We start from the raw sequence: 6,665 nt of genomic DNA, 5'->3' as shown, positions 1-6,665 counted from the left end.
TCCCGGGCCGATGGCGCGAAGGGCAAGTCGGATGCCGCGTCGGGGTCCTCGGGGTCCGGCGGCGGGTCGTCGGGGTCGGGGTCGTCCGGTTCCGGGTCGTCGGGCTCCGGATCGTCCGGCTCGGGCACGGGCGGATCGTCGGCCGGCTCATCAGGGTCGTCGGGCTCGACCGGTTCGTCGGGATCCTCGGGCGGCGCGAAATCGACCGGGTCGGGCTCGTCGGCTAGCGTGGCCTAGGCGTGCCCGCTCGGGGCGCAGATCGAGGAGGCGGCGTGCTCAAGGGGTTCAAGGAGTTCATCCTCCGCGGGAACGTGATCGAGCTGGCCGTCGCGGTCGTCATCGGCGCGGCGTTCACCGCCGTCGTGAACTCGATCGTGAACAACCTCATCAACCCGCTGATCGGCGCGATCTTCCGCGCCGACAGCCTCGACACGGCGCTGGTCTGGTCGATCCCGACCCTCGACGGCGGCACGGCGGACGTGAAGTTCGGCGCGGTGCTCGGATCGGTCCTGACGTTCGCCATCGTCGCGGCCGTCGTGTACTTCGTCTTCGTGATGCCGATGAACCACCTGAAGGACCGCACGACCGCGAAGCGCCAGGCCGGAACCCCCGACGCCGACGAGCCCGAGACCGAGGTGACCCTGCTCTCCGAGATCCGCGACCTGCTGGCCGAGCGCGACCGCGTCGCGCCCGCGCAGGGCATGGAGCCCGTCGCCGCGGCCACCCCCGGCAAGCACGCGGAGTAGCCCCGATCACAGCGGCCCCACCGGATCCGGCTCGCGGAGGCCGCGTCCGGGATCAGGCCATGGCGCTCACCAGTGCGGCGGCCGCTCCCTCGTGATCCGCTCGTCGTCGGCGCTCGGGCGACCGCGCTTCGGCTGCGGCGACTCGCCCGTTCCCGCTTCCGTCCCCGTCGTCGCCGGCTGCTCGGGCGACGGGTCGGACCCGGGCGCCGGGGTGAGCCGCGCGCGACGGGACTTCCCGCCGGCGCGCTCCACGCGCTGCCTGGGCTCGTCGGGCATCAGCTCGCCGCGGCATCCGCTGGGTTCGCCTCGGGCTTGCCGAGGACGGTGGCGACGCGGTTGGCGACCGCCTCGGGGTTGCCGAAGAGCTCGAAGCTGTGCACCCGCAGGTAGTGCCAGCCGAGCCGTCGCAGCACGTCGGGCCGAAGCCGGAGGGACTCCCGCAGGCTGAGCCCCTCGAACGCCTCGTCGGTCTCGACCACCACCGCCTTGCCGGCGTGGGCGGCCGCAAGCGGGAGCCGGCCGCGATGGTCGACGCTGACCCGGATGCCCCGGCGGGCCAGCCGTGCGGCGAGGTCCGCCAACATCGACGCCCCGGCTTCGCCGTCGACGTCGGCCGCGGCGCGCTCCTCGGTCTGGCTGAGGATGTTCGCGAGCGCGAGCACGCCGTGGGACTGGCGCTCCTCGTCGATGTCCTCGGGCCGGAACGCGGAGACGAGGTCCATCGAACGCCGGGCGCGCGTCATGGCGACGGCGAGCAGCCGGTCGCCGCCCGGCTCGCCGAGCGAGCCGAAGTTCGACAGCAGCCGGCCGTGCGGGGTGCGGCCGTAGCCGACGGAGAAGATGACGCGATCCCGGCTCTGCGCCACGGCCTGCTCGAGCGTGAGCACCGTGAACGGCTCGGCGCGGTCCTTGAGGATGAAGTCCGACAGGTCGGTGCGCTTGGCGAACGCCGCGAGCACCGACTGGTGCACCCGTGCCGCGTGCCGGGCGCTCGCGGTGATGACCATAAGCGACTCGCGCGGCCGCTTCACGGCGTGGTCCATCACGAGCTCCACGACCTTCGCGACCTCGGAGTCGATGCTCTCGACCGTGCCCGTGACGGCGTCGGGGAGCCCGTTGCCGCGGACGTAGTGCAGCCCGAGGCTGCCGTGGCCGAGGAAGCTGCCCGCCCAAGGCAGGGACTGGATGCGTCCGGCGTAGAACCGGCGGTTCACCAGCTCGGCGAGGTCCTCGCCGCCGGCGCGGTAGCTGCGCGTGAGGGTGAGCGTGGGCAGCAGCTCGCCGAGCCGGGCCAGCGCGGAATCCGCGTGCAGCGCATCGACGCCGTGCTCGGTGGTGCCGGCCGAGCCGGGCTCCGAGTCGTCGATCCCGGTCTCGAACACGGTCGGGGTCTGCGTCACCGGATCACCGAACGCGACGACCTGCCGTGCGCGCCGGATCGCGCCGAGGTTCTCCGCGATGGTCGTCGAGCCGGCGTCCACGAGCACCACGGTGTCGAAGGGGATCGCGTCGTCGATCTCGGCCACCTCGTACGGCGACGCGAGCCAGATCGGCGCGAGCGTGCGGAACAGGTGCGGCGTCTCGGAGTGCAGCGCGGCGGGGCGCACCCGGTCGCCGCGGAGCATCCGCTTCAGGCGCTGCGCCTCGTCGGGATGATCGACGAGCGCGACCTTCCAGTTCTCGGCGAGGTGCCAGGCCAGCTGCGGACCCGCTGCCGACGCATGCGCCTCGTCGACGAGGCGGAAGTCGCCCTCGAGGCGGTCGAGCACCGTCGTGTTCGCGCCGAGGAGCGCCTTGTCGCCGGCGAGCATCGATTCGAGCACCGACTGCCACCAGGCGAGCTCGAGCTCGGCGGCGACGGCGCGCTCGGGCACGTGGCGCTTGGCGAGGTCGAGGAGCAGCGGGTCGAGGCCGAGGTCGCGCAGGCGCGAGAGCACCGCCGTGCGCTCCTGCAGGTTCGTGAGCACCTCCGACTCCGCGGCGAGTCCGCGCAGATCGGAGACCAGCTCGCGCACGGGCCTCGCGGCGAGCTGCCGAGGGGTTCCCACCACGCCGAGCGGCGCATCGAGCGCGGCGAGGTCGGTCGCGACCGTGCGGAAGGCGACGTGCACGTCGTCGATGCCGACCGGCACGCTGGGGATCGCGCCCGCCTCCGAGTAGCGCTGCCACAGCGTGCGCTGCTGCTGGATGCCGCGGAGCGCGCCGTTGAGGTCGGTGACGTGCACCCCGGGGCGCACGTACTCGAGGGCCAGGCGGCGGAGGCGCCGGCGGTTGGGACCCGACATCCCGGGCGAATCGCGGCGGGCCGACGTGGCGGCGATGAGCTCGCCGAGGGGACGGTCGAACACGGACGGCTGGAACCGGTCGAGCGTCTCGCGCACGTCGAGGAGCAGGCGCAGGAAGACCCCCAGCTCGGCGACCGACTCGAAGGGGCGCAGGCGGGTCTGCGCGATCAGGGCGCGACCGCGCTCGAGCAGCCGGGGCAGCTCCGTGGCGTCGAGCCGCTTCGCGAGGTCGTGGGCGTGCGTCGCCTCGTCGGAGGAGGTGAACGACGCGCCGTACCAGGGCGAGTCGCCCGGTCCGTACCGGAACTCGCCGAGCTCGGCGGCCCGGGCGAGGTCGTGCGCGACGCGGTCGCGACCGGTGGCGAGCGCCACGAGCGAGGCGTGGTCGAGCCGGGCGGTCGTGGACGGGGCCTCCCGCAGCTGCGCCAGCTTGGCGAGCTCACCGAGCGCGTCGAGCACCGACACGTGCAGCTCGGGGTCGTCGCGAGTCAGGGCCGTGCGGTAGTCGAGCAGCACCTTGCGGAGCCGCACGAGCGCGTCGTCGACGTCGGCGACCCGCGGCTGCTCGGCCTTCTCGTTGCGGGAGATCGCCTGGATGAGGTCGCGTCGGAGGCTCGCCGTGGAGACCGCGGCACCGCCAAGGCCGACCTGGCCCAGCCGATGCGCGATGCCGTCGAGGCTCGCACGGCGGGCGCCGACCACGAGGACGCGCTTGTCCTTGGCGACGAGTGCCCCGATCGCGTTGACGATCGTCTGGGTGCCGCCGGTGCCCGGCAGCGTCTTGACGACGAGCGACGACCCCGACTCGATCTCGGCGACGACCTGCTCCTGCTCGGGATCAGCATCGAGGAGGAGGTGGTCGGTCGACGGCGGACGCTGGTCCTGCGGCACCGGCCGGGCACGCTCCCCCTGCTCGGCGAGCGAGGCGCGCGCGGCAGCGTTGCCGGCGATGGCGTCGATGACGGGGTGGTCGAGCCGTCGCACGTCATCGGCCATCGCCGGACCGACCTCCGCGAAGGCCGACACGACGAGTCGCGGAGCGACGTGGAACCAGGGCAGGTGCGAGGTGAGACCGCGCAGGCGGTCGATCACGGGCTGGGGCTTGAAGACCCCGTTGGTGATCGCGAGGGCGACGAAGGCGTCGGCATCGAGCGTGATCTGGAACTGCTCGCGCAGCTCGCGGGCGAGGGCCGGGTTGAGGTACGGCTGGCCCTTGAGCTTCAGCTCGAAGTCGCGGCCGTAGCGACGGATGGCGAGGGGGCGGAGCAGGACTGGCGCGAGGTACTCCTCGCCGGCATTGCGCCACGACGCGAGCCCGATCGYCAGGTGCACCGACTCGATGCCGCGCACCGACCGGAGCTCGATGCCCTTCTGGGTGATCTCCGCGGCCGCGAGCCGCGCGTTGCGCAGCGCGAGCTCGTCGCGGATGAGGCTCGAGAGCAGGGTCGACTTGCCCGTGATGAACTGCGGCAGGCCGCCCGGATGCGTCGTGGACAGCTCGATGCGGGTGCGCGGCGTGTCGACGAAGCGCACGAGCGGCGACCGGCCGCCGACCTCCGCGAGCTCGCCGCGCCAGCGGTGCCACGCGGGCTCCGCCACATTGCCGGCGACGAGTTCGGGGTCGCCGAGGCTGACTCCGTCAGGGCTCGTGGTGTCGTGTCGCATGGGATCCGGGGTGAGTTGCTCCGCGGCGGCGTCCGGCTCGGACCCGAGGAGGTCCTCCTCGTCATGGTTCCGATCGAGCCGCCACACACGGACACCATACGTGGCTTCGCACGGAATCGAGGGAGCATCGCCGGTTCCGGCGGCGTTTCGACGGCCGCGGGTAGGCTGCTGTGTCCGGATGCCCCGACGAACCATCACCACTCGCGCAGCCGCTCGAAGGAGTCCCGATGCAGACCACCACCCCCGCCGAGGTGCACGCCGTCGACGGCGCCCACATCCTCGACGTGCGCGAACCCGACGAGGTGGCCCAGGCCCGCATCGACGGCGCCCAGCACATCCCGCTCGGCTCGCTCGTCGAGCGCCTGGCCGAAGTGCCGCGAGACCGTACGGTCTACGTGCTGTGCCACGTCGGTGGGCGGAGCGCCCAGGCCACGCAGTACCTCGAGTCCGAGGGCTTCGACGCGGTCAACGTCACGGGCGGGATCGTCGGCTGGTATCGGGCGGGCCTTCCGGTCACCGTCGGCGACGGCGACTGAGCCCCGAGCTCAGCGCGCGGTCTGCAGCTCCAGCCCATGCGCGGCGGCGACGCCCTCGTTGACGAGCCGTCCGGCGGTGGCGTTCAGGCCGAGGGCCAGCGCGGGGTCCGCGGCGAGCGCGGCCTCCCAGCCGARATCGGCGATCCTCAGCGCATACGGCAGCGTGGCGTTGGTGAGCGCCGGCGTCGAGGTCGCGGGCACCGCGCCGGGCATGTTGGCGACGCAGTAGAAGATGGCGTCGTGCACCCGGTAGGTCGGCTCGGCATGCGTCGTCGGGTGCGAGCCCTCGAAGCATCCGCCCTGGTCGATCGCGATGTCGACGAGCACGGCACCCGGCTTCATGCCCGCGACCATGTCGTCGGTGACGACCTTCGGCGCCGCCGCGCCCGGCACGAGCACCGCGCCGACCACGAGGTCGGCGTCCTWCAGCTGCCGGGCGATCTCGTAGGGCGATGAGGCCAGGGTCTTGATGCGGTGGTCGTAGCGGGCATCGAGTTCGCGGAGCTTCGGCAGCGAGATGTCGAAGACGGTGACGTCGGCCCCGAGGCCGAGCGCCGTCGCCGCGGCCTGCTCGCCGGCCACGCCGCCGCCGATGACGACGACCTTCGCCGGCGCGGTTCCCGGAACGCCGCCGAGGAGCACCCCGCGGCCGCCCTGCGACGCGTGCAGCGAGGCCGCGCCGACCTGCGGGGCGAGCCGGCCGGCGACCTCGCTCATCGGGGTGAGCAGGGGCAGCGAGCGGTCGGGCAGCTGCACCGTCTCATAGGCGATCGCGGTGACGCCCGAGTCGAGGATGGCCCGGGTGAGCGGCAGGTCCGCGGCGAGGTGCAGGTAGGTGAACAGGGTGAGGTCCTCGCGGAGGAAGCCGTACTCCGCCGCGATGGGCTCCTTCACCTTCATGACCAGCTCGGCCGACCACGCCTCGGCAGCCGTCTCGACGATGAGCGCCCCTGCGGCCAGGTACTCGGCGTCGTGGTAGCCCGCGCCGATGCCCGCGCCCGACTGGATGGCCACCTCGTGGCCGCGCTGCGCCAGAGCGTGCACGCCCGCGGGCGTCATCGCGACGCGGAATTCGTTGTTCTTGATCTCTGCAGGCACGCCGATGCGCATGGGGACTCCGAATGCTGTGTGGATGAGTATCTCAATGGTCGCCGCTCGTTCGCCGTCTGGGAAGAGTGGCCGCACAGAATTCGGTATGCTGGCCGCATTCGTTCCATTCATTCGAGCGAGAGGCGGCTCATGGCCGATGCACCGCAGATCAGCGAGCCGGGCGCCGGCGTCGTCGGCGCGGCATCCGGGCCACTGGCCCTCGACCAGGTCGATCGGCAGATCATCGCCCTGCTGCACGAGAACGCGCGAATCCCGAACGTCGACCTCGCCCGCGCGGTCGGCGTCTCGCCCTCGACGTGCCTCGCCCGCGTGCGGTCGCTCCG

At 72.8% G+C, this 6,665-nt stretch carries 6 protein-coding genes; 3 read left to right on the top strand and 3 right to left on the bottom strand.

Features of this window, described 5'->3' with window-relative positions; all coding sequences use genetic code 11:
* Positions 1–272: 272 nt before the first annotated feature.
* The gene (gene mscL, locus AC1DY2_RS12905; protein WP_476762792.1) at positions 273–746 is read left to right on the top strand and encodes a large conductance mechanosensitive channel protein MscL; all 474 of its coding nucleotides are present in this window, start codon (positions 273–275) and stop codon (positions 744–746) included.
* Between the two features lie 66 nt (positions 747–812).
* Here the strand turns inward: mscL and AC1DY2_RS12900 are convergent, their stop codons facing one another.
* Together AC1DY2_RS12900 and AC1DY2_RS12895 are read right to left on the bottom strand one after the other, a co-directional pair.
* Positions 813–1,022 carry a hypothetical protein gene (locus AC1DY2_RS12900; protein ID WP_476762791.1) on the bottom strand — a complete coding sequence of 70 codons (210 nt, stop codon included), beginning with the start codon at positions 1,020–1,022 and terminating at the stop codon, positions 813–815.
* Entirely contained in the window at positions 1,022–4,696 is a 3,675-nt protein-coding gene (locus AC1DY2_RS12895; protein WP_476762790.1) for an AAA family ATPase, read from the bottom strand. The genes AC1DY2_RS12900 and AC1DY2_RS12895 overlap by 1 nt, the downstream gene beginning before the upstream one ends.
* A 227-nt stretch (positions 4,697–4,923) precedes the next feature.
* Here AC1DY2_RS12895 and AC1DY2_RS12890 point away from each other — a divergent pair, with 227 nt between their 5' ends.
* Entirely contained in the window at positions 4,924–5,232 is a 309-nt protein-coding gene (locus tag AC1DY2_RS12890) for a rhodanese-like domain-containing protein (RefSeq protein ID WP_476762789.1), read from the top strand.
* A 9-nt stretch (positions 5,233–5,241) separates the two neighbouring features.
* Here the strand turns inward: AC1DY2_RS12890 and ald are convergent, their stop codons facing one another.
* On the bottom strand, positions 5,242–6,342 hold the full coding sequence (gene ald / locus AC1DY2_RS12885) for an alanine dehydrogenase (protein ID WP_476762788.1): 1,101 nt from the start codon (positions 6,340–6,342) through the stop codon (positions 5,242–5,244).
* A 129-nt stretch (positions 6,343–6,471) separates the two neighbouring features.
* On the opposite strand from ald, the gene AC1DY2_RS12880 reads away from it, so the two are divergent.
* The coding region (locus AC1DY2_RS12880) for an Lrp/AsnC family transcriptional regulator (RefSeq protein ID WP_476762787.1) at positions 6,472–6,665 on the top strand (194 nt) is incomplete at its 3' end.

The sequence above is a fragment of the Agromyces sp. P1_H4 genome, assembly GCF_056405255.1.
The sequence above is the reverse complement of the archived record's forward strand: the minus strand, read 5'-3'. Positions and strand labels throughout refer to the sequence as shown.